Annotated in this window: 22 protein-coding genes; 5 read left to right on the plus strand and 17 right to left on the minus strand. The window is 65.1% G+C overall.

Annotated elements, in window-relative coordinates; all coding sequences use genetic code 11:
• Positions 1–2: 2 nt before the first annotated feature.
• The 3 genes from HV765_RS27375 to HV765_RS27385 form a co-directional block, all read right to left on the minus strand.
• Entirely contained in the window at positions 3–866 is an 864-nt protein-coding gene (locus tag HV765_RS27375) for an ABC transporter permease (protein ID WP_054426971.1), read from the minus strand.
• A gap of 264 nt (positions 867–1,130) precedes the next feature.
• Positions 1,131–2,228 carry a M14 family metallopeptidase gene (locus tag HV765_RS27380; protein WP_175171586.1) on the minus strand — a complete coding sequence of 366 codons (1,098 nt, stop codon included), beginning with the start codon at positions 2,226–2,228 and terminating at the stop codon, positions 1,131–1,133.
• Positions 2,225–3,619, minus strand: coding sequence for an MFS transporter (locus HV765_RS27385; protein WP_175171587.1), 1,395 nt, complete (start codon positions 3,617–3,619; stop codon positions 2,225–2,227). The genes HV765_RS27380 and HV765_RS27385 overlap by 4 nt, the downstream gene beginning before the upstream one ends.
• Before the next feature lie 236 nt (positions 3,620–3,855).
• On the opposite strand from HV765_RS27385, the gene HV765_RS27390 reads away from it, so the two are divergent.
• Entirely contained in the window at positions 3,856–4,806 is a 951-nt protein-coding gene (locus tag HV765_RS27390; protein ID WP_175171588.1) for a LysR substrate-binding domain-containing protein, read from the plus strand.
• Positions 4,807–4,848: 42 nt separating this feature from the next.
• Entirely contained in the window at positions 4,849–5,556 is a 708-nt protein-coding gene (locus tag HV765_RS27395) for a FadR/GntR family transcriptional regulator (RefSeq protein ID WP_054426967.1), read from the plus strand.
• Here HV765_RS27395 and HV765_RS27400 read toward each other — a convergent pair.
• From HV765_RS27400 to HV765_RS27465, 14 genes are all read right to left on the minus strand, one after another.
• On the minus strand, positions 5,537–6,886 hold the full coding sequence (locus HV765_RS27400; protein ID WP_175171615.1) for an amino acid permease: 1,350 nt from the start codon (positions 6,884–6,886) through the stop codon (positions 5,537–5,539). The genes HV765_RS27395 and HV765_RS27400 overlap by 20 nt on opposite strands.
• Positions 6,887–7,001: 115 nt before the next feature.
• On the minus strand, positions 7,002–8,255 hold the full coding sequence (gene otnK / locus HV765_RS27405; protein ID WP_175171589.1) for a 3-oxo-tetronate kinase: 1,254 nt from the start codon (positions 8,253–8,255) through the stop codon (positions 7,002–7,004).
• Positions 8,252–9,160 (minus strand): L-threonate dehydrogenase, encoded by a 909-nt coding sequence (gene ltnD, locus HV765_RS27410; protein ID WP_175171590.1) that lies wholly within the window; start codon positions 9,158–9,160, stop codon positions 8,252–8,254. The genes otnK and ltnD overlap by 4 nt, the downstream gene beginning before the upstream one ends.
• Before the next feature lie 43 nt (positions 9,161–9,203).
• Positions 9,204–10,178: a D-erythronate dehydrogenase gene (gene denD, locus HV765_RS27415; protein ID WP_175171591.1), complete on the minus strand. Its 975-nt coding sequence runs from the start codon at positions 10,176–10,178 to the stop codon at positions 9,204–9,206.
• A 10-nt stretch (positions 10,179–10,188) separates the two neighbouring features.
• Positions 10,189–10,974 (minus strand): 2-oxo-tetronate isomerase, encoded by a 786-nt coding sequence (otnI, locus tag HV765_RS27420; protein WP_175171592.1) that lies wholly within the window; start codon positions 10,972–10,974, stop codon positions 10,189–10,191.
• 25 nt (positions 10,975–10,999) lie between these two features.
• A complete protein-coding gene (locus tag HV765_RS27425) occupies positions 11,000–12,331 on the minus strand; it encodes an MFS transporter (RefSeq protein WP_175171593.1) in 1,332 nt (443 codons plus the stop codon).
• Positions 12,332–12,438: 107 nt separating this feature from the next.
• Positions 12,439–13,077 (minus strand): 3-oxo-tetronate 4-phosphate decarboxylase, encoded by a 639-nt coding sequence (otnC, locus tag HV765_RS27430; protein ID WP_054426960.1) that lies wholly within the window; start codon positions 13,075–13,077, stop codon positions 12,439–12,441.
• Between the two features lie 144 nt (positions 13,078–13,221).
• Positions 13,222–14,451 carry an MFS transporter gene (locus HV765_RS27435; protein ID WP_175171594.1) on the minus strand — a complete coding sequence of 410 codons (1,230 nt, stop codon included), beginning with the start codon at positions 14,449–14,451 and terminating at the stop codon, positions 13,222–13,224.
• 32 nt (positions 14,452–14,483) lie between these two features.
• Entirely contained in the window at positions 14,484–15,389 is a 906-nt protein-coding gene (locus HV765_RS27440) for an amidohydrolase family protein (RefSeq protein WP_217483400.1), read from the minus strand.
• Between the two features lie 159 nt (positions 15,390–15,548).
• A complete protein-coding gene (locus HV765_RS27445) occupies positions 15,549–15,998 on the minus strand; it encodes a hypothetical protein (RefSeq protein ID WP_175171595.1) in 450 nt (149 codons plus the stop codon).
• A 189-nt stretch (positions 15,999–16,187) separates the two neighbouring features.
• Positions 16,188–17,111 (minus strand): glycerophosphodiester phosphodiesterase, encoded by a 924-nt coding sequence (locus HV765_RS27450; RefSeq protein ID WP_254600743.1) that lies wholly within the window; start codon positions 17,109–17,111, stop codon positions 16,188–16,190.
• A 43-nt stretch (positions 17,112–17,154) separates the two neighbouring features.
• Entirely contained in the window at positions 17,155–18,759 is a 1,605-nt protein-coding gene (locus tag HV765_RS27455) for a hypothetical protein (RefSeq protein WP_175171596.1), read from the minus strand.
• 1 nt (position 18,760) lies between these two features.
• Positions 18,761–19,657, minus strand: coding sequence for a hypothetical protein (locus HV765_RS27460; protein WP_175171597.1), 897 nt, complete (start codon positions 19,655–19,657; stop codon positions 18,761–18,763).
• A 202-nt stretch (positions 19,658–19,859) separates the two neighbouring features.
• A complete protein-coding gene (locus HV765_RS27465; protein ID WP_054426956.1) occupies positions 19,860–20,321 on the minus strand; it encodes a hypothetical protein in 462 nt (153 codons plus the stop codon).
• A gap of 174 nt (positions 20,322–20,495) precedes the next feature.
• Here HV765_RS27465 and HV765_RS27470 point away from each other — a divergent pair, with 174 nt between their 5' ends.
• The 3 genes from HV765_RS27470 to HV765_RS27480 all read left to right on the plus strand — a co-directional run bounded on the left by HV765_RS27470 (position 20,496) and on the right by HV765_RS27480 (position 22,474).
• Positions 20,496–21,086 carry a hypothetical protein gene (locus HV765_RS27470; protein WP_175171598.1) on the plus strand — a complete coding sequence of 197 codons (591 nt, stop codon included), beginning with the start codon at positions 20,496–20,498 and terminating at the stop codon, positions 21,084–21,086.
• Positions 21,087–21,197: 111 nt separating this feature from the next.
• The gene (locus HV765_RS27475) at positions 21,198–21,863 is read left to right on the plus strand and encodes an RNA polymerase sigma factor (RefSeq protein WP_054426954.1); all 666 of its coding nucleotides are present in this window, start codon (positions 21,198–21,200) and stop codon (positions 21,861–21,863) included.
• Positions 21,864–21,865: 2 nt separating this feature from the next.
• Positions 21,866–22,474 (plus strand): anti-sigma factor, encoded by a 609-nt coding sequence (locus HV765_RS27480; RefSeq protein ID WP_175171599.1) that lies wholly within the window; start codon positions 21,866–21,868, stop codon positions 22,472–22,474.
• Positions 22,475–22,482 lie beyond the last annotated feature (8 nt).

The raw sequence follows: 22,482 nt of genomic DNA on the forward strand, positions 1-22,482 counted from the left end.
TCTTACACCACCTGACTGAGTTTCACGTAGCGGTCGGTCACAAGCATGATGATCCCCAACAGCAAGATTTGCACCGATGCCACCGAAGCGATGGTCGGGTCCAGATTGAATTCCAGGTACTGCATGATGGCGATCGGCAGCGTGGTGCGGCCCGGACCCACCAGCGACAGCGACAGCTCCAGGTTTTCGAACGACACCACGAAACTGAACAGCGCCGCAGCCACAATCGACGGGCGCAGCATGGGCAAGGTCACACGCAGAAAGGCCACCGGTGCGCTTGCCCCCAGGTTGCGCGCGGCTTCCTCGATGGAGCCGTCCAGCCCGGCCATGCCGGCCGTGACCAAACGCACGGTCCAGGGAATCGTCAGGCAGACGTGCGCAATGACGAGCCCGCCAAAGGTGCCGATGATGTCTTGGTCCAGCACCTCTTCAGCGCGCAGGTAGAACAGGTAGATGCCCACGCCCGCCACGATGCCGGGAATCAGCAGCGGCGACAGCAGCAGCGTATTGACGCCCTTGCTGCCCTGGAAGCGGTAGCGCGCGATGCCGACGGCGGCCAGCACGCCCATCACGACGCCAATGGCGGCGGCCACCAGCGACACTTGCAGGCTGAACAGAAAGCCATTGGCGAACGCGGGGTTCTGCCACGCTTTCACGTACCAGGACAGCGTGTAGCCGGACGGGGGGAAGTAGAGGATGGCGTCCTTGAAGAAGCTCAGCCAAACCACCAGCACGATGGGGCAGAGCATGAACGCATACATCAGGACGACGAAGACCCGGTGCAGCCACGTTGCCCACGGGATCACGCGGATGGGCGTAACCCGGGTGGCCGCAACGGCCGGGTCCAAAGGAGGCGCGCTATGCAAATCCAGATTCCTTGTCAGCGAGGTGCCGGCTCGGTTTGAAACTCCTCCTGGAACTCTTCGGTTCACTTGGTTAACCGAAGCATATCTATGGGTTGCTGCTCGGCTCAACTAGGGATAACCCACGCGCTTTGCAACTCGCGGGTAATCCCTGAAATCAAGCGAAAACAGGTGCAACCTGCCGCAGTGCAGCACCTTAAATAGGTGCAACCCGGTGTGTTGGACCGGGTTGTTGAACCGGATTGTTGCGCGATCAAAACACGGGCGTTACTTCGCCGCTTCCAAGCCACACAACGCTTGCAGTACCGCGACCCGGCTTTGCCCCAGCACCATGCCGTGCCAGTCATACGCGTGGCAATAGAACGCGTCTTGCGTGGCTTGCAGGATGTCGCGCCGCAATGCAGGCGGCGCATCGGGATTCGCCCGCAGCCAGTTGCGGCCGCGCAGCGCCAGCACGATGTCATCGAACGGCACCGTGCCGTATTCCAGCGCCATCAGCGTGGGCGAGGCATCGGGGCACGCTTGATAGATCAAGCCGGCCAGATGCCCGGTAATGTCTACCGACGCCGAGCTGCCCTGATACGGCACCGCAATATCCGCGCCCCACCACTGCCGCGCGCGCGCGACTTCCGCATCGTTGCGCCGCCCTGCGTAGATTTTTTCGCCGTGGCCGCGCGGGCCCAAGCCGGTATGCACGTCGATCCAGCCGATGTGCGCGTAGCGGCTTGCGTGCGTTTCCAGGATGCGGCGCAGGTTCAACAGCGACGCCGCCGGGCGCGCGCCGCCGTAGAACAGCCCGTCGGCGTGCGTGTACTGGCCGCGCGACACAGCCTGCGCGAAGGCGGGCTGCCCGTGCTCGGCGACGTAGCGCGCGATGTCGCGCTGGTTGCTTTCGGAAGGCGGCCATTCTGCGGGCAACAGCAGCGGATGCAGCGCGGCATAGCCCGGGTTTGTGGGCAGCGGCGTGCCGTCAAAGGGCTGGGCGTTGCGGTTCAGGTCGACGTTGCCTTCATCGGTGCGCGCCATCCACGAGAAGCCATACGGGTTCACTGCGTGCACCAGCAGCAAAGCCACGCCGGCTTGCGCCGCGCGCTTGATCATCGCGGCGTCATCCATCAGCGAAAACTGGCAGCCCGCGCCGCAGAACCCTTCCACGCCGTGCGTCGCCGACGTCATGATCAGCAGCCGTTGCGCGTCCGGCGCGCCCAGCAGCGCCACGTCGGTGGCCAGGGCTTCGCCCTCGCTGCCCACGTCCGAAATGGGGTAGGACTCGACGGTGGCGCCCAAACGCGCAGCGTCGGCCAGGAAGCGGTCGCGGGACTCGGCGTAGCTGCGGGGGAAGTAACTCGTGCTGCTGGGCATCATGGCTCCTGCGTATCGATGACGTGGCCGGTGCGGTCCTGAATCCAGAACAGCACCACGGTGGAAAGCGTCACCGTCACCATCAAGTACCAGGCAGGCGCCATGGGATTGCCGGTGACGTGCAGCAGCCAGGTCACGAAGAACTGGGCGAAGCCGCCAAAGACCGAGATGCCCAGACCATACACGACCGACATCCCCGTGGTGCGCACGGCCTTGGGAAAGAGTTCGGGCAACATCGTGATGACGGGTGCGGTCTGTAACGCCAGCAGAACAGCCAGCAGCGCAATCACCGTCATCAGCCGTTCGGTGCTGGGTGCGGATACCAGCCATTGAAAGCACGGCAGCAAGGCGCACACCGTGGCGGCGCGCGACCAGAAGATGACCTTCTTGCGCCCCACGCGATCGGCCAGCATGCCGACAAATGGCGCGATGACAAAGCCGATGGCGCCCAGCACCACGCTGGCAAACAGCGTGGAGGTGGCCGGCAGGCCCAATTCCTTATTGGCATAGGCCGGCATGTAGAAGCCGATGATTTGCGCACACACCATGCCGCCGATCACCAGCAAAATGCCTTTGACGATTTGCGCCTTGTGTTCGGCAAAGACCAAACGCAGCGGCTGGTGTTGTGCTGTGCCTGCCGAGGGCTTCGAGGGGTGCGAGGTGTGCGAGGTGTGCGGAGTGTGCGGGGTGCGCGGGTTCTGCGAGGATGTGGAGGTTTTCGCGGGCTCCAGCGTCTCTTCCAGATTGCGGCGGATGTACGCGCCCACCGGCACGGTCAGAATGCCGATCACGAACGGCACGCGCCAGCCCCAGGCCTGCATCTGTTCCTTGCTGAGCGCCGCCGTCAGCAGCGCCACCGTCAGCGCGCCCAGCATCACGCCCAGCGACTGGCTGCCGAACTGCCAGCTGGAATAAAACCCGCGCTTGTCCGCGGGTGCGTGCTCCACCAGCAAGGTGGTGGACGCACCGACTTCGCCGCCTGCGGCAAAGCCCTGAATCAGCCGCGCCAGCACCATCAGCACCGGGCCGGCGACGCCCATCTGGGCGTACGTGGGCGCGGCAGCAATCAGCGCACAGCCCAGCCCCATCAGCCACAACGTCAAGGTCATGGCGGCGCGGCGGCCGTGGCGGTCGGCATAGGAACCAATCAGCATGCCGCCCACCGGGCGCATCAGAAAGCCCACACCGAACGTGGCGGTGGTGAGCAGCAGCTGGCCGTACCCCGAGGCGGCCGGAAAGAACAGCGGCCCGATCACCAGCATCAGAAACGTGAAGACAGTGAAGTCGAAGAATTCCAGCGCGTTGCCAATGGTGGTGCCGGCGATCACGCGCCGGCGCATGGCGCTCGAATGCAAATCCTGCCGGCCAGGCGCGGCGGCAATGGCGATAGACATGTTTTCCCCTTGATGTCCGTTTTTCCGGGCGGCCGGTCCGTTAACCGGACGCTGTGGCCGCCCTGACTGGATGAACATACGGATGGCGCACGATAAGGAAAAGACAGTATTTTTGTTCCAGTGAAACCTTTTTCTTATATCCCCCCAGTTCGCTGACCCGTGATCCGCCACCCGGCCCTATCTCTGGCCGCGGCCACGGCTGCGGCTACGTCCGACCCCGTCTTGAGACCTCGCTCATGAACCTGCGCCAGTTGCGCGCCTTTGTCTTGATTGCCGAACACCGCAGCATCCGCGCCGCGGCGCGCGCCCTGTTCGTGACCCAGCCCGCCGCCACGCGCAGCCTGCGCGACCTGGAGCAAAGCGTGGGCGCGGAGCTCGTGCGCCGCAGCGCACGCGGGGTCGAGCTCACCACTTACGGTGAAGCGCTGTACAAACGCGCCGTCATCATCCTGCAAGAGACGCGGCGCGCGCAGGAAGAGATCGGCCAGATGCTGGACGGCGAAGGCGGCACGTTGAATCTGGCCATCAGTTCGTCGGCGCTGACCGCGCTGCCCGCCGCGTTGATGGCGTTTCGCGCGCGCATGCCGCGCGTGGCCGTGTCGTTCAACGAAGTCGCCCCGCCCTATAGCCACGAGCAACTGGAATCGGGCCGCTACGACCTGCTCGTGCAAACCGAGTACGACGGCGACATCGAAGACGGCTTCGCGCGCCGCACCCTGTTCACGCTGCCGATGGCGATTGGCGCACGCGCCGGCCACCCCTTGCGCCATGCACGCAGCCTGGCCGACCTGCACGGCGCGCTGTGGCTGCTGCCGGGCAATATCCAAGCGCCGTCGAACCTGCTGCGCCTGGCGTTCGACGCGCATGGTTTGCCGCCGCCGCGCGACGTCATCCCGTGCCAGTCCATCGCCATTGCGTTGGCCATCATGGCCGAAAGCGATGCGCTGGGCATCTTTGTGCGCGCCTTGTTCGACCATCAACTGATGCCCCGGCCCCTGCGCATGATGCCGCTCTCGCACGAGCTGCCCGCCGCCCGCGTATCGATTCTGACGCGGGCCGATTCGCCGCCCACACCGGCGGCGCAATGTTTTATCGACTGCCTGATGGCGGCGCGTTCCAGTCCGGCGGGCAAGCGTCCAAAGGCCGCCGACAGACCGGTTATCATTGGCGCCGGGCCACGCCGATGACGTCCCTTCCGGCCAGTCGCCCACACTCTGCGGTTCTCATCCATGGCGTTTCCACGACTTCCCTCCCCGCCCACCTTGACCGATACGGTCGCCAAGCGCCTGCTCGCCGAAATTGACGAGGGCCGCGTGCTGCCCGGCGAAAAGCTGCCCACCGAAGCCGCGCTGGCGGAACAGTTCGGCGTCAGCCGCACCGTTATCCGCGAAGCCGTGTCGCGGCTGCGGCAGGATGGCATCGTTGAAGCGCGGCAAGGCAGCGGCGTCTATGTCACCGGCTTGACGGGCAACCGTGCGCTGCGCATCGACGCCGCCGACCTGAGTTCGCTGGACGCCGTGCTGCACATCGTGGACCTGCGCCGCGCGCTGGAAACCGAAATCGCCGCCCAGGCCGCCGCCATGCGCAAGAAGCGCGACATGGCCGAGATCGACGCGGCGCTCGCCGCGATTTCACAAGCGGTGGCCAACGGTGGCGACGGCGTGAAGGAAGACGTGGCGTTTCATCGCAGCATCGCACGCGCCACGGGCAACCCGTACTTTCTGACGACGCTGGCCTTTGTCAGCCAGTTTCTGGAAGCCGCCACACGCGTGACGCGCGGCAACGAAGCGCGCCACGCGGACCTGATGCGCGACGTGCTGCAAGAGCACAATGCCATCGTTGAAGCCATCCGCCGCCAAGATGTGGAAGGCGCCCGCGAAGCCGCCCGCATCCACATGGTGAATGCGGCCAAGCGGCTTAGCCGGGCGCACCGCTGACTTGCAAGCCGCGCCTGCGCGTACCGATTTCCCAGCGCTGCGCGACCAGACCCATCACGACGATCACCCCCGCCAGCAATGACGTGTAGGCGACTTCGTTGCGGTACGTGCCTTCGACCACCATGGTGATCAGCGCGGCGATGATGCACACAATGACGGCATAGGTCAGCCACGGAAACAACCACATCTTGAACGTCAGTTCAACGCCTTGCGCCTGCAACCGGTAGCGCATGCGCAGCTGCGACAACGCAATCGCCAGATATACGAACAACGCAATGGTGCCCGTGGCCTGCATCAGCACGTCGTACAGATCCATCTTCGACGTCGCCATCATCCAGATCGCCACGAACGCGAACACGCTGGATACCAGCACCCCGACATATGGGGTGCCGGTGCGCCGCCCCGTCACTTGCATGATGCGGTGCGCGTCGCCGCGCCGCGACAGCGAATACAGCATGCGCGACGCCGTGTACAACGCGGAATTGAAGCAGCTGCACACCGAGGTCAACACGATGAAGTTGACGATGGCCTGCGCATGCGGCACGCCCAGCCTGCTCAGCGCCACGTTGTAGCTGCCGTGGGTGGGTTGCGACAGCAACGGGTCGTTGTACGGCACCAGGCACACAATCAGGAAGATCGAGCCCACATAGAATAGGCAGATCCGCCACACCACCGACCGCGTGGTCTTGATGATTTCGCGGGCGGGGTCGGCGGATTCGGCCGCGGCCACCGTGACGATTTCCGCGCCAATGAACGCGAACATCACGCCCAACATGGCCACCACCACCGACTTCACGCCATTGGGCATGAAGCCCTGCGCGGTCAATTGCGACACGCCGCGCGCTTCACCCCACGGCCACAGATGCACCACGGCCAGGCTGCCGATGATCAGGAACGCCACGATGGCGATCACCTTGATCAGCGCGAACCAGAATTCAAATTCACCGTAGTTTCGAACGTTCATGAAGTTGACGATGATGAGCGACACGGTGATGAACAGCGCGTAGCCCCAGTCCGGCACCTGCGGAAACCAGCCGTGCAGGATCTGCCCGGCCACATAGGCTTCCCAGCCCATCAGAAACGCCCAGAAATACCAGTACAGCCAACCGATGGTGAAGCCCGCCCACCGCCCGATAGCGCGGTCCGCATAGGTGGAAAACGAACCCGTGTCGGGCTGCGCAACGGCCATTTCTCCCAGCATGCGCATCGCCAGAATGACCAGAATGCCGCCACCCAGATAGGCCAGGATGACGGCCGGGCCAGCCAGTGCGATCTGCTTGCCCGAGCCGACGAACAGCGCCGCCCCGATGACCCCGGCGATGGACATCATCGTCAGGTGGCGCGATTTCAAACCGCCTTTAAGCGTATTTTTCGGGGTGGTCGTGTGGTTCTGGTTTCTGGACAATGCCCTGTCTCCTGCCTGTCTGAATAGCGGAATCGCGTCGTCAGCGAAACGCCTTGATGAAGAAGTCCTGCGTGCCGAAGTTGCCCGACTTCAGTGCGATGCTGACGTCCGCATTCGCCACCGGCGTGTAGCCCGCGCACCACGGCACGCCAGGGTCGATCTGTTCGCCAATGGCGATCTGCTCCAAGCCCAGCGCCTGCACCACTGCGCCCGACGTTTCTCCGCCAGCCACGATCAACTGGCGCACGCCGCGTTCGACCAGGCCCACCGCAATGCGCGCGATGGCCGCTTCGATCATTGCCCCCGCGCGTTCCACGCCCAACTGCCCTTGTGCGGCCTTGACCTGATCCGGCTGCGCGGTGGAATAGACCAGCACGGGGCCGTCTTGCATGCGCGGCTCGGCCCATGCCAACACGTCCGCCACCACGTCATCGCCCGACGCCAAGCGCATCGGGTCCAGCGCGTAGGCCGGCCGGCCGCTGTCGATGAATGCGGCGACTTGCCCGTTGGTCGCGGTGGAGCAGCTGCCTGCCACCACGGCCTGCAAGCCCACTGAACGGGTTTGCGTCACGGCCTGCGCGGCGCTCAGCCCCCAGTTGCCCGGCAGCCCGATCGCCACACCCGAACCCGCGGTGACCAACGGCATGCCGCGCAGCGCCGGCCCCAGAGTCAGCAGATCCTGGTTCGACACGGCGTCCACGATGGCGATCTCGACGCCGTCTTCCTTCAACGCTTGAATGCGTGCGCGGATCGCGTCAGCGCCCGCCGCCACCACGGTGTAATCGATCAGGCCGACTTTGCGTGAGGTCTGCGCAGACAAGACGCGCACCAGGTTCGGGTCCGTCATCGGTGTCAGCGGATGATGCTGCATGCCCGATTCGTTCAACAGCACATCGCCCGCGAACAAATAGCCCTTGAAGACCGTGCGCTTGTTGTCGGGGAAGGCGGGCGTGGCGATGGTGAAGTCCGTGCCCAGGCGCGTCATCAGCGCATCGGTCACGGGGCCGATATTGCCCTGCGCCGTGCTGTCGAACGTGGAGCAGTACTTGAAGTAGATTTGCTCGGCGCCCTGCTGTTGCAGCCATTCCAACGCCGCCAGCGATTGCGCGACGGCCTCGTCGGCAGGCAACGTGCGCGTCTTCAGCGCGACGACCACCGCGTCGGCGTCATCGCGCAGCGGTGCGCCGGGAATGCCGATGGTCTGCACCGTGCGCATGCCCGCGCGCACCAGGTTGTTGGCCAAGTCGGTGGCGCCCGTGAAGTCGTCGGCAATACAGCCCAGTTTGATGCTCATTTTTCCTCCGGCAGCGTGATGCCCGGGAATATTTTGATGACGGCGCTATCGTCTTCGCGGCCATGCCCGGCGGTGGACGCCTGCATGAACATCTGATGCGCGGTGGACGCCAGCGGCAGCGGAAATTTGGTGTGGCGTGCGGTGTCCAGCACCAGCCCCAGGTCCTTCACGAAGATGTCCACGGCGGACAGCGGCGTGTAGTCGCCCGCCAGCACGTGCGCCATGCGGTTTTCGAACATCCAGCTATTGCCCGCGCTGTGCGTGATGACTTCGTACAAGGCGTCGGCATTCACGCCTTCGCGCAGGCCCAGCGCCATGGCCTCGGCGGCGGCCGCAATGTGCACGCCGGCCAGCAGCTGGTTGATGATCTTGACCTTGCTGCCCGCCCCCGCGCGGTCGCCCAGGCGGTAGACCTTGCCCGCCATGGATTCCAGCACCGCGCCGCAGGCGTCGTACGCCGCCGCGCTGCCTGCCGTCATCATGGTCATCTGGCCCGACGCCGCCTTGGCCGCGCCGCCCGAAATCGGCGCATCCAGATACAGGACGCCCTGCTCGGCCAGCCGCGCTTCCAGCGCGACAGACCAGTTGGGGTCCACGGTGGAGCACATCACGAACACCGCGCCGGGGCGCAGGGCCGCGGCAATGCCGCCATCGCCGTACAGCACGGCTTCGGTCTGCTGCGCGTTGACGACCACGCTGATGATGATGTCGCACGCGGCGGCCAGTTCGGCCAGCGTGGCGCAGGCCACGCCGCCCTGCGCGGCAAAGGCGGCGGCCGCTTCGGCGCGGATGTCGTAGACGTGTACGTCGTGGCCCGCGCGGCGCAGGCTTTGCGCGATGCCCGCGCCCATGGCCCCCAGGCCAATGACGCCAACGCGGCGGGAAGTCGATTGCGAAGAGTTCATGTTGGGTTCGTCCGGGTAGATCGTCGGGGCGCGAGCGCTGCGCTTAACGCGTCAGGTCGTCGGCCATGTAGGCGCGGATGATGTCGGCGAAGTCCTTGTCGCCCGCCAGGCCCAGACGCGCCGCGCGCGTGGTGTCCCAGCGGCCCGGCCAACTGCCAACGATGCGTTCGACGCGCTCGTCGCGTTGCCACGTAATGCGGTCGGCCACGGCGTCGCCCGCCACCTCGCGCAGCGCCTGCGCCATCTCGGCAACAGAAACGGATACGCCGGGCAGGTTGATCGGTGCGCGGTCAGCGACAGCGTCTGCCGGCAATTCGCAACCGGCAATCAAGGCCTGGATCGCGCCGCGCGGCGACAACAGCCACAAGCGCGTGTCGGCGCCCACGGGGCACACGGCGGGTTCGCCGTTCAACGGTTCGCGAATGATGCCGCTGGCAAACGATGACGCCGCGGCGTTCGGGCGGCCCGGCCGCACGCTGATGGTAGGCAGGCGCAGCACACGGCCGTCGACAAAGCCGCGCCGCGTGTAGTCGGCCAGCAGCAATTCGGCGATGGCCTTTTGCGTGCCGTAGGACGACTGCGGATTCAGCGCGGTGTCGTCCTGCACGGTGTCCGGCAACGCGCCGCCGTACACCGCCACCGAGCTGGTGAAGATGACGCGCGGCTGGTGACCCAGCGCCCGGCATGTTTCCAGCAAGGCGCGCGAGGCGTCCAGGTTGATGCGCATGCCCAGATCGAAATCCGCCTCGGCTTGCCCGCTGACAATGGCTGCCAGATGGAAGATGGCGCGCGTGTTCTTGTCGATGGCCTGGCGCAGCACGGCGGGGTCAGCGATATCGCCCACCAGCGAGTGCACACGCGGGTCGGTGAAGGCATCCGTCTTGACCACATCCAGCAGATCGATCTGCGTGATGGGTTGCGGCCCGATGGCGTCCAGCGTCAGCGAGCCTTGCTCCAGCAGTTTGCGGGCCAGCCGCTGGCCCAGGAATCCGGCGCCGCCGGTGATCAGGATCTTCATGATGGGATGCTCATTGATTGTGTAGGTAAGGACGGGCCCAGCCCAGGCCGGCGGAGGTGCCGGCGCGCGGCCGGTATTCGCAGCCGATCCAGCCCGTGTAGCCCAACGCGTCGATGCGCTCGAACAGATACGGATAGTGCAATTCGCCAAGATCAGGTTCGTGCCGGTCTGGCACGCCCGCGATCTGGATATGGCCGATGCCTGCGATGTCGCGCTGCAACTTCACGGCGATATCGCCTTCAACGATCTGGCAGTGATAGCAGTCGAACTGCACCTTCAGATTGTCGGCGCCGACCTCTGCGCAAATGGCTTGCGCGTCGTCTTGGCGGTTCAGGAAGAAGCCAGGGATGTCACGCGTGTTGATGGGTTCGATCACGATGGTGATGCCGGCGGATGCCGCGGCAGCGGCGGCGCGCGCCAGGTTCTTCAGATAGACCTCGCGATGCGCCGCGCGGTTCTGGTCAGCGCGAATCAGCCCCGCCATGACGTGCAGGCTGCGGTTGCCCAGCTGCGCGGCGTATTCCAGCGCTTGATCCAGCCCGCGCTGGAACTCGGCCTCGCGGCCGGGCAAGGACGCAATGCCGCGTTCGCCAGCCGCCCAGTCGCCCGGCGGCGCATTGAAGAGCGCTTGCGTCAGACCGTTGTCTTGCAAGCGCGACTTCAGGTCCGCGGCCGCGAACTCATACGGAAACAAAAACTCCACGCCTTGGAACCCGTCGCTGGCGGCCGCCTTGAAGCGGTCCAGAAAGGCGTGTTCGGCGTACATCATGGTGAGGTTGGCGGCCAGGCGCGGCATGGCGATTCCTTATGAATAATGCGGTTCAGCGGTTGACCAGCTTGGCTGGCGTGAACCAGACCGCGATGGCGCCCACCACCAGCACGGCGGCCAGCACGTACATGCCGGACGCGGTAGAGCTGGTGACGTCTTTCAGGTAGCCGATCATGTAGGGGCTGGCGAAGCCGGCCAGGTTGCCAACCGAGTTGACGATGGCGATGCCTGCGGCAGCGGCGGTGCCAGACAGGAAGGCGGTGGGCAAGGACCAGAACAACGGCGCGCACGTCAGCACGCCGGCCGCGGCCATCGACAGGCAGACCAGCGAAATCACGGTGTTGTCGGCAAAGGACGCCGCCGCGGTAAAGCCCACGGCGCCCGCCAGCGCCGGCACGATCAGGTGCCAGCGGCGTTCGCGGCGTTTGTCGGCCGAGTGGCCCAGCAGGTTCATCACGACAATGGCGCACAGGAACGGAATGGCGCTAAGCAGGCCGATGTTGAATGCACCGGTCACGCCCGTGGATTTGATCAGCGTGGGCATCCAGAACGTCAGGCCGTACTGGCCAGCGACGAAAGCAAAGTAGATCAAGCACATCCACCACACGCGCGCGTCCGCAAACACGGCGCGCAGCGAATGCTTTTGCGTGCCGGTCTGCTTCTGGTCTTGTTCGATCTCGCGGGTCAGGATCTGTTTTTCATCGGCGGTGAGCCACTTGGCGCTGGAGATGCCGTTGTCCAGATACATGACGGTGACGACGCCGATGAGCAGCGCCGGAATGGCTTCAATCAGGAACATCCACTGCCAGCCTTGCAGGCCGTGCGTGCCGTGAAACGCTTCCATGATCCAGCCCGACAGCGGGTTGCCGAAAATGCCGGCCACCGGAATCGCCGACATGAACAGCGCAATGATCTTCGCGCGGCGATGCGCCGGATACCAGTAGGTCAGGTACAGGATGACGCCGGGGTAGAAGCCCGCTTCAGCCAGACCCAACAGGAAGCGCAGGATGTAGAAGCCGGTGGGCGTCTCGACGAACATGAACATGCCCGACAAGATGCCCCACGTGATCATGATGCGCGCAATCCAGATACGCGCGCCCAGGCGGTGCATCAACAGGTTGCTGGGCACTTCAAAGAGGAAGTAGCCGATGAAGAACACGCCCGCGCCCAGGCCGAAGACCGTCTCGCTGAAGCCCAGGTCTTGCGACATTTGCAGCTTGGCGAAACCGACGTTGACGCGGTCCAGATAGGCGATCACATAGCAGAGCATCAAGAACGGCACGAGCCGCCAGAACACCTTGGCATAAGCGCGGGCGGTCTCGCGGGATTCAGGCTGTGAGGCCGCAGCGGGTGCGGCGGTCGACGCCAAGTCCATCGGGGGCATGAAAAGTCTCCAGGGATGCGCCGTGCGGGTCCGCGCGTGTTGGCGTGGCGGCCTGCCGGCTTTGTACGGGTATGGGGAGTAATGCGAGGGTTGTCAGTACGGCGAAATCAGTAGCGCGCGCCGAAGGTCACGCGCAGGTCTTCGATGGCTTCGGCGGACAGCGGCGCGGGGCGCGGGTTGGACATCAGCCACAAGCGCGCGGTCTCTTCCAGTTCTTCCAACGCATACGAGGCGTGGGCGACCGAACGTTCCCATACCACCGGGCCCAGCCGCTCGAACAACGCGCCGCGCACCTGGCTTGCGACCGCAGCCACGTCGGCCGCCGCTTGCGCGTCGCCGGGCCGGCGATAGCCGATCAGCGGAATGCGGCCCACCTTCATCACCTGATACGGCGTGATGGGCGGCAGCACTTCATCTGGCCGCCACACACCCGCCAGCGTCAACGCAACCAGATGCGTGGAATGCGTGTGAATGATGCCGCGCGACTCGGGGCTGGCGCGGTAGATGCCTTGATGCAGCACGAGCGTCTTGGACGGCTTGGCGCCCGACACCCAGTTGCCGTCCAGATCCACCTTGGCCAACTCGGCCGGATCTAGCCGGCCCAGGCAGGCGTCGGTGGGCGTGATGAGCCAGCCGTCGTCCAGGCGGGCGCTGATATTGCCCGCTGCACCAACGGTGTAGCCGCGGTTGTAAAGGCTGGCGCCGACGGTGCAGATTTCTTCGCGGACGCGGTTTTCGGCCTGCATGATGATGTGTCTCTTGAGTAAAAGTTATCGGGTCATCATACAAATTTTGGCTTTGCCTGCCATACCGGGTAAACCCTAGTCAGACATAAAAAAGGCCCGGACTGCTGCCCGGGCCTGACCTGCTTTCCAGATGACAAACGACGTTTATTCGAGCACGCGCCCCTTGGTTTCAGGCAGCAGCAACGCGGTCACGATCACCACCGCATACGCGCCCGTGGCGAACGCGCCGATGGCCCAGCCCAGCCCATGCGTCTGGCTCAAAAAGCCCACCAAGCTTGGGAACAATGCGCCAATGCCGCGCCCGAAGTTGTACGCGAAGCCTTGGCCCGATGCGCGCACGCCAGACGGGAACAGCTCGGTCAAATAAGCGCCGATACCGCTGAAGATGCCCGACGCCGCAAAGCCCAGCGGAAAGCCCAGGAACAACATCTGATGATCGGTCAGCGGCAGCTGCGTGTAGGCGTAGACGCTGATGGTGGACAGCACCGAGAAGATCAACAGGTTTGCACGGCGGCCCAGGCGGTCGGCCAGATACGCGCCCGCGATGTAGCCGCAGAACGAGCCGAAGATGATGACCATCAAGTACCCGCCGGTGTTCAGCACCGACAACTGGCGCTCCACCTTCAGGTAGGTCGGCAGCCAGGTGGTGATGGCGTAATAGCCGCCTTGCACGCCCGTGCACAGGATGGCGGTGATGACCGTGGTTTTGATCAGCGCGGGCGAGAAGATCGTCCAGAACGAGGCGCGCGCCTCACCCGCCTGCACCTTGGCCTGCGCACGCTGGAACACTTCGGGTTCAGGCACGTTCTTGCGGATGTACAGCACCAGGAAGGCGGGCAACACGCCAATCCAGAACAGGCTGCGCCACGCCCATTCGGACGGCAGCACCGAGAACGCCACGGTGTACAGCACCGCCGCCGCGCCCCAGCCCACGGCCCAGCCGCTTTGGACGGTGCCGACCGCTTTGCCGCGATGTTCCGCGCGCACGATTTCGCCCATCAGCACCGAGCCCACGGCCCATTCACCGCCAAAGCCCAGGCCTTGCAACGCGCGCAGCATGAACAGCTGTTCGAAGCTCTGCGCAAAGCCAATGGCCACGGTGCACGCCGAGAACCACAGGATGGTGTATTGCAGCACGCGCACGCGGCCGTAACGGTCGGCCAGAATACCGGCCAGCCATCCGCCAATGGCGGAGAACAGCAGCGTGACCGTACCCAGCATGCCCGCCTGGCCCTTGTCGATGCCCCACAGCGTCATCAGCGTGGCGATCACGAAGGTGAACACCATGAAGTCCAACGCGTCGATCGCCCATCCGCCAAACGCCGCAATAAACGTGCGGCGTTCGGTTTTGTTCAATTCTCTGTACCACTGCATGATTTGCCTCGTTCGTTGTTGTTGTGAGGGGCTTATTTCGACGGCGCGAAGCCGTACAAGCGTTCCGGATTGCTGACCAGAATGCGGTGGCGGATGTCAGCATCGGGCGCCCACAGCGCCAACTGGTTGCGCAATCGGCCCGTGTTGACCATGCGCGTCAGATGCACGTGCGGCCAGTCGCTGCCCCAAAGCATGCGGTCGGGTGCGGTGTCGATCAGCGCTTGCGCCCACGGCACGACATCGCTGAAATCATCGAAGCGTTCGCTGATGCGATACGCGCCCGACAACTTCACCCACCAGCCGTGATCCTGCACCAGATGCTGCAAGGCCTGGAACCCGGCGCTGTGAATGCCTTCGGCAACCGGCATGTGGCCCATGTGGTCGACCACGCCCGGCACCGGCAGCTTGCGCATGCGCGGCAGCAGCTCGGGCAGTTGGCGCGCGTCCAACAGAAACTGCATGTGCCAGCCAAAGTCTGCAATGCGGTGCGCCAGCGTTTCCATCGCATCAAAACCGATGCCGCCGCCAAACAACACGTTGATGCGCAAGCCGCGCACGCCCGCGGCATGCATGGCTTCAAGCTCGGCATCGGTGACGGTGGGTGCGACCACGCCTATGCCGCGCAGCTGGTCGGGATGACGGCGCAGCACCTCAAGCATGTAGCGGTTATCGGTGCCGTAAACGCTGATCTGCACCAGCACACCGCGCGACATGCCGGTTTGCTTCAGCATGGCCAGATAGGCGGATTCGGAAGCCGGCGGCGGCGTGTAGCTGCGTTCTGGCACCAGCGGATAGGCGGTGGCGTCGGTGGCGATGACGTGCGCGTGCGTGTCGCAAGCGCCTGCGGGAATATCGAACGTGGCCGCGTCCATGTCGGGCAGCGGCGCAAGGCAAAGGGGCGGTTCCTGCTGAGGCAGGCCAGAGGGCGTCGAGGTCATGCGTTTGTCTCCTTGATTCTCAATCGCAACATGATCATGCCAGCAGGCATGCCCTGCGCGATAGAGGCAAGACGCACTTTCCTTATGCCTGAAGCCCGGCGACTGACGCCGGGCGGTCAACGCAAAACCGCCGCGCCGGCATGGCCGGGGCGGCGGTCTTTAAATCGAGTAGTGGTATTCGCAGGTCAGCGTCGCCTTGAGCGGGCTGTTGGTTTGCGCACCCGCCGCCGAGCGCGGGCGAGGCGCCGTCAGCTTGGCCTGGAACGTGCCGGCGACTTCGCCATCGGCCTTCTTTTCAATCGCCACGCTGGACGGCAGCGCGTACAGCGTCAGCGCGACGCCCTCGGCGGGCACCAACAGCGTGAACACCGATTGCGGGAAATCTGACACGACATAGCTGTTGGAATTCGTGTCCGACGTGAACGCCAGATTCGCGTCGAAATAACGCAGGGTCACGTTCAGGTCTTCCGACGACGGCGACGGGATGACGCCTTTCAACGCGACGTTGCCGCTTTCCGATACGCAAGACAGTTCGGCCGGCGCGGAGCCGGCGTGGGCGACGCCCGCCAGCAGCATGCAGGACAGGAACCAGGTGGCGCGTGCAGTCATGGGCGTTTCCTTGCGAATGGGTAGCGGGAAGAAGGCGCCCAGTTTATGCGGAAACGGCGGCCGCGCACGAGGGCGAGATTCCGCGACGTTCAGCCCCGATCAGCCCCGTTCAACCGCGTTCAGCCGCGTTCAACCGCGTTCAACCGCGTTCAACCGCGTTCAACCGCATGCAACCGCATTCAGCCGCGTTCAGCCACCCATGGCCCGGCAAAACGCCTGCGCGTCGCCATCGATGATCACGCCCGACGGCAGATAGCCTTCGCGCTGCTTCGTGGCCCGCAGTTGCTGCGCCAAGGCCGCATCCCCGCCCACCGCGTAGACGAAGACGCGCACCGATTGGGCAGCCGCGTCGCGCAACAGTTGCGGGTTGGCGGCCAGCGTCATTGCGTCCACATGCACGCCCACGGGCGCGCCCACATTGGCCGCCAGGTTGGCCAGCCATTGCCGCGTGAGCTTGGGCGCAGTGGCGCGTTGCGCCACGTACTTGCCCAGCGGGTTGGCGCTGACCGACTCCGCATGGCGCGGGTCAAAGACGATCAGGCCCAGATAGCCCTGGCGATCGGTGCCGCGCACGCAGCGCAGCGCCTCGGGAAAGGCCGACGTGATCATCCAGTTGCCATGCGGCAGCGCCTGCTTCATGCCCGCCACCAGTTGCCCCACTGGCGCGCAGTCGCGATACACCACCTTGAGTTCCGCATTGAACGTCTTGGCGGGCTGCGCCGCCGCCACGCGCAACGCGTCATCCAGGAACGGCGGTGGTGAACCCCCGCCCTGCCCCAATAGCTTGGCCCCGCGCCAATCCGCGCTGCTTAGTTGCAGCACCGCCTTGCGCCCGACGCCGCCCACCGTGCGGCCCGTCAGCATGTCGTGATGCAGCACCCAGCGGCCGTCCTTCAGCCGTTGCATGTCGATCTCGACACCGTCCCAGCCGCCCGCATACGCCGCGCTGATCGACGCCAGCGAATTCTCTGGCAGCGTGGGCGCGCCCCGGTGCGCGTGCACCTGCATGCCCAGGCACGCGGCGCTTGCGCCCGACCACGGCAGCGCAGCGGCAAGCCCCACCGCGATCACGCGCTTGGCCCGCGACGCCGCGGCAAAACGCTTAGCCCGCATCGCCGCAAGCCAATGCTTAGCTCGCACCGCCGCAAGCAAGTACTTAGCTCGCATCGCCGTGATATCCGTACTTGATGCCGCCCAACACGCGCGTGCGCACCGTTTCGTTGAACGGGTAGGTGTAGGCCTGGCCCACCACCACCACGTGCGCCACATTGGCCAGCACGCGGCGGCGCAGCGCCTGGCCGATCGATTCATCATCGCGGCCGGATTCCACCCGCGACATCTGCTGAAAGAGTTCGCTCTTGGTCACCCCGTTCTGCATGAACGAGAACGCCGTCCACACGCAGGCGAGCGTCAACACCAGCGCCAACCCGGCCGCGCGCGTGGCGGTGCGGCCCGGCTCCTGGCCGGCCGGCGTACGCCACCACACCACCAGTTTCGCGATCAGGTACAGCAGCTTGGCGAAGTGGCCCACCGCGCCCAACAGCGAGAACAACAACGCCACCGGCGGCACGATGGCCGCGCGCGCCGCGTCTTCACCCAGCTTGTAGTGCTGGCCGCCGCGTGCGAAGTCGGCATTCGTGGCCGAGAAGCGCGGCATCGCTTCGTCCACCGCGCGGTCCAGCATGCTGTCGTACAGGCGTTTGAAGCTGGCGGCATCCGTGTAGTTCGACGCGACAGGCATGTTGACCGGCACCATCAAGGTTTGGCGCAACAGTTTCTGCACGCCGGGGCGCCCCACGAAATCCTCGTACGACAGGCCCGGCGGAATGGCGTCGCCTTCCACATGCACGGTGCGGCTGCGCATCGTCTTCCAATACTGCTGCGCAACCGCGGCATTGAAGGTGGCGCGGTCATGCGGCTGCCAGTCGCCCGGCACCGGAATGCGCTTGCGCACGTCTTGCACGACCCGGCCTTGATAGCGGGCAGGCACGTTTTCCGGCGTCCAGCCGCGGCGCGACAGGTTGCGGCGGTAATCGCTCCAGGCGCTGTCCTGCTCGCGCGCCAGACCGATATCGGACGCAACCGGCACGCCCGCGTATTTCTTCCAGCGGTCAGCCACCGACTGCATCACGCTGGTGTAGACCTGGTGATAGCCCCGAATGCCCGGCGCCGTCATGCGGACTTCGCGGTCATCGAACGTGAAGGTCTTCATCTGGCGTTGCAGATCGGTGCGGATGACCTGGCGCTTCTTGGGCTCGACCTTCTCGTCCAGGTTCTCGATGTTGGACAGCAGCACCTGGAACACCGCCAGGAACGCCTTGCCCTCGGGCCGCGCATAGACCTCGTCGTCGACCAGCCCGTCCAGATGCAGATCGCCCTGGACCAGCGAACGTTGCAGCAAGCCGGAATTCGTGGCGATGCGGCGGAAGTCGCCATCACGCGTATCGACCAGCACATTCACAATCAGCTTGATGGCGCTGAACACCAGCAGCGCGGTCACGGCGCAAGCGACGGCGATCTTCAGATACGACGGCTGGCCACCCGTACGCAAGCGCCGGGTCAGCAGCAGTTGCAGCACGACCAGGGCGGCCGCGATGCCGGACAGCGTGCGGCCGAAGAATTCGAGTTCTTCGATGTCGTGCGGCGTGGCGCGGCTGCCCACCACGTCCAGCAAGCGGGCGTTGAATCCCAATTCAAAGCTGAGGTAAATCACCGTCAGCACGATCAGGAAAAGAATCTGGCGAATCTGAGCTTGGCGCACGTCAATCCCTCAGATCAAGGCGAGTCGAGGTGATTTCCTCGTCAGGCAGATCCAGCTTGGCCGGCGTGCGCGATGCGCTGGCGCTGCGGGAAGAGGCTGCACCGGTGGCGGCGGCCGTCGGCGCATCGCCGCCCGGCACGCGTTGCGGTGGCGGCGGAATGACCCGGCCTGCGGATTGGGTGCTGGTCTGCATCGGCGCAGGCGCATCGGGCGTGGCCGAACGCGACGGCGCGGCAGATGGCGTTGACGTTCCCGGCTTGCCAGGCTTTCCCGATTTGCCCGATCGGCCCGATTTCGCGGCGGGCGCGGCCGGTGGCGGATACACCCCATACAGGCGCAGCGAATCCATGTACCCCGGCGGATACAACGATTCGTCGGCAAAGGGCTTTGCGCGCGGGTTCATGCCCGCCACGGTCTTGACGTCGCCCCGGCGCATGCGGCCGTCCTGCGTGTAGACGAAACGCTCGATGACCGAGCCCTTCGGGAAGTCGAACGTCAACGCGCTGCGGTCGTCCTGCACCAGCACGGCGGGCCGGTCGCGGCAGTTGCCCAGGTCCCACGACAACACGTCGGACCCTTCAATCGCCAGCACGGTGTAGCGGTAGTCGCAGTTACGCCGCTGCGTTTCGATGACGACAACGGTGCGCGGCCCCACGTTCTCGGTACGCGCGATGCGGGCCGAATCCACATTGTTCAAGGGCACCACGCGCTGGTTGCCCGACAGCTTGACCGAGAAGTTCTTGCCCTCGCGGCGCAGCGTGCCCAGCCCCCCGTCCTGCAAGGGGAACTGGCCGATCTCGGTGCCGAACAAGGCGGCGGTATCTACGCCATAGACCAGCCCGCCCCGCGAATTGGTCTTGACCGCGCAGGCGCTCACCGTCCCCAGCAACAGCAGCATGGTCGCAAGGCGCAGGAGCAGAGAACGGGAAAAGAACTGCGGAGACAAAGGCGAACGGGATAAGGGCAGGCGCATCGACATCATCGTGGTGGCGGGAAATCCGGCGGCGGCAAGGCGCAATTTCCGTCAAAGCCCTGCAATGTATCGCAAAGTTACAGCGCAGGGCCAGGGCTGTTTCAATTCCGCCTTGCCGGTTTGGCCTTTATTGCGAGGCCGCTTGCTTGAGCTCCAGCGCGTCCTTCACCAACTCGCCAGCGCTGTGGCGGATGACCGACACGCAACGCGCCACGATGGCGCGCAGCAGCGCTTCGGCGGGCAAGGTGTCAGGCGCGGCCACAAAGCTTTCCAGCGAGGCCGACACGCGGCCGGCCTTGCCGCCACGGTCTTGTTGCAGGCTCAGCTTGACGGCCTTGCAGCGGTTGTTCACCGCGTTGATGACTTCCAGCAGCTGAACGCGGGTCATGCCCAGTTCCTCGGCGTCGACAAAGCTCGGGTAGACCAGGCGCAGGAATTCCGGGTCCGACTCGCTCAGGCTGAAGAACATGGTGCCCAGGTCGGGATAACGGAACTGCACGTCGCCGTCGTCGTCAACGCGGGCGACCAGGCCCAGTTCTTCTTGCACGACGGTCTGGTACAGGGCGGCAAGCGGGGTGGGGTTCGACATGATTGGACTCTCCGGGTGGATGGTTGGCGGCGGGAATTGCGCGCCCTTGTCCCCTGCTACGCGCCAGCCGCGAAAAGGTTCGAAAAATTTTTATCGAAAAATAAATCGAACCTTTTTCGCCGCCATGCATAGCTAGGGGTACAGGCACCCCGCCACCACTAATAAGGAAAGACCATGCAAGAAGCGAAAGAGCCGCGCGACGTACTGACCCAGGCCAAGGCGCACGGCGCCCGCTGGGCATCCCTCTTCGTCCAGCGCGTGAACCGGGGCGACGCCGTGGGCGCCGTCCTGTTCCTGCTGGCCACCACGATGTTCTCGGTGATTTCCGTGCGCATGATGGGGTCGAACGCCAGCTTGAGCTTCTATGACCTGCTGCGCTTGCAGAATGGCGGCAACGTGCAGGGCGCAATGGCCGGTCAAGGCTCGGGCGCCGGCATCTATGCGCTGCTGTGGCTGCTGGCGGTTGTGGGCCCGTTGCTGCCGTCGCTGTTGAACCATCGCGCCGGCCGTCTGGGCTATTTCGCCCCGCTCGTGTTGTGGCTCATTGCGTTGGCCGGTGTGGTCTCGCAAGTGCGTGAAGTGATGAACGCCACGCGCCAGTTCGCCGGTTTCATGGGCAATTCGCGCGCCAGCCGCAACCTGGCGGGCGACATGGCGTCGAACCTGTGGAACAGCATGAGCTTCGGTTTTGGCTTCTACCTGTCGCTGGCGATCGTCATTGCGTTTACCGTCCGCGGCGTCGCCGTGCTTCGGCGCCGCGCTTGATTTTCCGCCCCTGCACGGCTAAGGTGCCGCAGCCCTCGCCCTGGAGGGCTGCGGCATTTTCCGCCGATGGGCTGACGTTCCGCGTCCAGTTCGACACCAAGAATCTGAACCATGAACACGCTCGATCCCAAGCGCTACGTCATCAACAACGTCGACGCGTTGCTGCGCATCATGCATGCCGACCCGCGCTACGCGCTGGAATTCCGCAACAAAGCCGAGCAGCACATCACGCTGAAGCTGCGCAAGAAGTTCTTCAACACCTCGCCGGAAGGCGTGGTGGACGCCTTCAATAATGCGCTGATGAAGTTCCTGCAAACGCGCACGTTCAAGGACGAAGGCTTCCAGCATGGCCAGCCGCCGGGCGGCTGGGCCGCGCATGAGCTCGCGGTCAGCAAGCTGGGCGGCTACCTGTATCGGGGGTCGCTGCACGAGCTGATCCAGATGCATCGGCGCACCCGGCACGAAGTGCGATGGACCGGGGCGGACGGTGACGGCGGGCCCGACGACACCGCCTTCGACGACGCGGAAGACGTGGGCGACCCGTCGCCCTTTGCCGACCCCGCGCACGCCTACGAGCATCTGTCGCTCGTCAAGCGCATGCGCGACTGCCTGAACAAACTCAGCGATACCCTGCGCGCCACGATGTTCCTGTATCTGGACGAAGTCCCGATGGAGCAGATCGCCAAGCAGCAGGACCTGCACGTGCCTACCGTCAAGAGCCGCTTGCATGCCGCACGCAAGCTCGTGGCCGAGTGCACGCGCAAAGGAATGGACTGATCATGTCTGAAGACCGAGTGCTGTCCTATTTGTCGGGCGAGCTCGACGACGACGCCCGCCGCGCCTTCGAAGCCGACATGGCGCGCGACCCCGCGCTGCACGCCGAAGTCGAAGAATGGCGCACGCTGTCCCAGGCGCGCCAGCTGGCCCACAACGAAATCGGTCAGGCCGACCGCGACTCCGCGTTCCTGCGCGCGCTGGCCGAACGCCCGCAGCCTGCCCCCGCCGCGCCTTCGCGCGCGCGCCGGCTGTGGCAATGGCTGTGGCCCACGCCCGCCAGCCCGCTGATGCCGTTGGGCTGGGCGCTGGCCATCATGTTGTCGGTCATCGTGGTGCAACAAGCCCCGCTTGACGTCGCCGCGCCGGACGGCGTGCTGACGCGCGGCGGCGGCTCCTGCCCACGGCTTGTCGTGGACCTGCCTGACGCGCTGAGCGCCAAACAGCTGCGCAACACCTTGTCCCAGTACGACGTGTCGATTGTGGACGGCCCCGACGCCGATGGCCGCTACGTGCTGAGCGCCGCGCGCGAGTCCTCGTTGCAAGATGCCGCCCGCGCGCTGGGCGTGCTGTCCGCCACCCCCGGCCCGGCCGGCGTTTGCCCCCGTCCCTGAGGTCCGGC

Origin of the sequence: Achromobacter kerstersii, from assembly GCF_902859595.1 — a bacterium.
In the GTDB taxonomy this organism is placed as follows: domain Bacteria; phylum Pseudomonadota; class Gammaproteobacteria; order Burkholderiales; family Burkholderiaceae_B; genus Achromobacter; species Achromobacter kerstersii.

Excerpts from the sequence above, each read along its gene's own strand:
- HV765_RS27440 (WP_217483400.1), bottom strand. The coding sequence starts at position 15,389 with ATGACCTCGACGCCCTCTGGCCTGCCTCAGCAGGAACCGCCCCTTTGC.
- HV765_RS27425 (WP_175171593.1), bottom strand. The coding sequence starts at position 12,331 with ATGCCCCCGATGGACTTGGCGTCGACCGCCGCACCCGCTGCGGCCTCA.
- HV765_RS27395 (WP_054426967.1), top strand. The coding sequence starts at position 4,849 with ATGGCGTTTCCACGACTTCCCTCCCCGCCCACCTTGACCGATACGGTC.
- denD (WP_175171591.1), bottom strand. The coding sequence starts at position 10,178 with ATGAAGATCCTGATCACCGGCGGCGCCGGATTCCTGGGCCAGCGGCTG.
- HV765_RS27390 (WP_175171588.1), top strand. The coding sequence starts at position 3,856 with ATGAACCTGCGCCAGTTGCGCGCCTTTGTCTTGATTGCCGAACACCGC.
- otnI (WP_175171592.1), bottom strand. The coding sequence starts at position 10,974 with ATGCCGCGCCTGGCCGCCAACCTCACCATGATGTACGCCGAACACGCC.
- HV765_RS27400 (WP_175171615.1), bottom strand. The coding sequence starts at position 6,886 with ATGATGTCCATCGCCGGGGTCATCGGGGCGGCGCTGTTCGTCGGCTCG.
- HV765_RS27385 (WP_175171587.1), bottom strand. The coding sequence starts at position 3,619 with ATGTCTATCGCCATTGCCGCCGCGCCTGGCCGGCAGGATTTGCATTCG.
- HV765_RS27480 (WP_175171599.1), top strand. The coding sequence starts at position 21,866 with ATGTCTGAAGACCGAGTGCTGTCCTATTTGTCGGGCGAGCTCGACGAC.
- HV765_RS27380 (WP_175171586.1), bottom strand. The coding sequence starts at position 2,228 with ATGATGCCCAGCAGCACGAGTTACTTCCCCCGCAGCTACGCCGAGTCC.
- otnK (WP_175171589.1), bottom strand. The coding sequence starts at position 8,255 with ATGAGCATCAAACTGGGCTGTATTGCCGACGACTTCACGGGCGCCACC.
- HV765_RS27460 (WP_175171597.1), bottom strand. The coding sequence starts at position 19,657 with ATGCTGCTGTTGCTGGGGACGGTGAGCGCCTGCGCGGTCAAGACCAAT.
- HV765_RS27445 (WP_175171595.1), bottom strand. The coding sequence starts at position 15,998 with ATGACTGCACGCGCCACCTGGTTCCTGTCCTGCATGCTGCTGGCGGGC.
- otnC (WP_054426960.1), bottom strand. The coding sequence starts at position 13,077 with ATGCAGGCCGAAAACCGCGTCCGCGAAGAAATCTGCACCGTCGGCGCC.
- HV765_RS27470 (WP_175171598.1), top strand. The coding sequence starts at position 20,496 with ATGCAAGAAGCGAAAGAGCCGCGCGACGTACTGACCCAGGCCAAGGCG.
- HV765_RS27465 (WP_054426956.1), bottom strand. The coding sequence starts at position 20,321 with ATGTCGAACCCCACCCCGCTTGCCGCCCTGTACCAGACCGTCGTGCAA.
- HV765_RS27450 (WP_254600743.1), bottom strand. The coding sequence starts at position 17,111 with ATGCGGGCTAAGCGTTTTGCCGCGGCGTCGCGGGCCAAGCGCGTGATC.
- ltnD (WP_175171590.1), bottom strand. The coding sequence starts at position 9,160 with ATGAACTCTTCGCAATCGACTTCCCGCCGCGTTGGCGTCATTGGCCTG.
- HV765_RS27475 (WP_054426954.1), top strand. The coding sequence starts at position 21,198 with ATGAACACGCTCGATCCCAAGCGCTACGTCATCAACAACGTCGACGCG.
- HV765_RS27435 (WP_175171594.1), bottom strand. The coding sequence starts at position 14,451 with ATGCAGTGGTACAGAGAATTGAACAAAACCGAACGCCGCACGTTTATT.